Genomic DNA, 1773 nt, shown 5'->3' on the forward strand with positions numbered 1-1773 from the left:
CTGATCCGTGACGGTTCTGGTTTCCGACACTTCGGTCATCATCGACCTCGAACGGGCGGACCTTCTCGATGAGATGTTCCTGCTGCCGTTTGAGTTCGCGGTGCCTGATCTCCTTTACATCCGCGAACTGGAAGGGGAACTCGGAGACAGGCTGATGGCGCTCGGGCTGCGCGTCGAGGAACTTACAGTTTCCGAACTGCGGCGCGCGACCGGCGTCAATCGACAGCACCAGAAACTCTCCGTACCCGATACCTTTGCCTTCGCCCTTGCGGAGTCCCGAACATGGACGCTGCTGACCGGCGACGGGATCCTGCGCGAGCTGGCCGCTATCGAACAGATCGCCATGCATGGCGTCCTATGGCTTTTCGACCAGATGGCTGATGGCGACCATGTGCAGTTCGATCGGCTGCATGGTGGCCTGACCCAGCTCTTTGCTCATCCCCGCTGCCGCCTTCCTGCGAACGAAGTGAAACATCGCTTGACCCGGTTTGCCGGTTGACTTGGATCGGCAGGAGAACGAGCGCCAGCCAAAAGCCTCATCCGATCAGGCACTTGATAGAGCCAGCTAAACAGCGATGGCACCCCGTAACGCGAATTTCGCAATGCCATCGCGCCAGCAATTCTTAGACCTGGCTATCGAAATCCGCGTGACGTCCCGTCGGTTAAATGGCACGTCTCGAAGTATGGCGATCCTCTGGACAATATTCCGTATCATCGGACTCTACGTCGGCTTCTTTATTGCCAGCGCAATATTATCGGCGGTAGTACTGGACAGCCTTTCCGACGCACTCGAAGCGCTCTTCATGCTGTTCGCGCCGGTCTTGTTCATAATCTGGTATGAAAAGCGCCGAGCCGCGAAGATGGCCTTGAGGAATGCCACCGCGAGAACCAATCCCGCACGCCGGCGCCAGTTGGCGTTCGACGAAAGGGACGCAGAAAATTCGAGGCCAAGCTCACGTTCGGAAAATCAACGCGTTGTCCCTTTCGTGCGTCCAGCGATACCGGAGGACGCGGCGGATTATCCTCCGCTTGTGGGTTCGGGCGTCGGAGAAGCCGGTGCTCCAACCGCAAGCATAACCATGTCCCAGTCGCGATGGCCTGACGGCCAATCCAGGACGCAAGAACTCCGGCAGCGGCTGTTCGGCGACGATTCCTCGATATTTGATCCGAAGAACGCCGACCGCGTTCAGGCGATTGCCGCGCGATCATCACCGGTTGAAGCGGCTCCGGAAGCTACCGTCACGCCCGCAGCCTTGCCTGCGTACCGACCGCAACAGGATAATGCCGAACTTGTCCGTGTCGGCAAGGCAGCGCGGGAAGCCCTCGAGGCCGCGTCGCTGAGGCGTGCGACGAAGGAGAGCGCCGTCCCGCCGCAGCAGGTTGCTCCCTCCATTAACGGCCCGATCGCGCGCGCAGGAACTGTTCCAGCGGCCCACCGTCCGTCACGGATCGAAGAACTGCGCCAGAAGCTTTTCGGGAGCGATCCCGCTGTCCATACACCGCCAAGGCCCGCAAGGCCTGCTGAACAGCGTCCGGTCACTCGCCAGAGTTCTTCAGTCAAAATCCAGGGATGGCTGCGCAAGGGGCAACTCGTGACCATCGCCGGACGCGAGATCGACGGCATGGTCTATGTGGGCGCGTCGCCCAAGTTCAACGCGCATGGCTATGGCGAGAAATGCCGCGCTTATATCGATCCGTCCCTATCGGTCGCATCATCCGGGTCCGACAGCAATGGCGATGGTATGTCATACTGGCCCGGATATTCGAACATTC

The 1773-nt window shown here is 59.9% G+C and carries 2 protein-coding genes; both read left to right on the forward strand.

Annotated elements, in window-relative coordinates; all coding sequences use genetic code 11:
* Positions 1–7 precede the first annotated feature (7 nt).
* Positions 8–499: a PIN domain-containing protein gene (locus HHL08_RS25215; protein ID WP_169575583.1), complete on the forward strand. Its 492-nt coding sequence runs from the start codon at positions 8–10 to the stop codon at positions 497–499.
* Between the two features lie 184 nt (positions 500–683).
* On the forward strand, positions 684–1773 hold a 1090-nt coding region (locus HHL08_RS25880; RefSeq protein ID WP_235955321.1), incomplete at its 3' end, for a TerB N-terminal domain-containing protein.

Source organism: Sphingobium psychrophilum, assembly GCF_012927105.1.
Classification (GTDB): domain Bacteria; phylum Pseudomonadota; class Alphaproteobacteria; order Sphingomonadales; family Sphingomonadaceae; genus Sphingobium; species Sphingobium psychrophilum.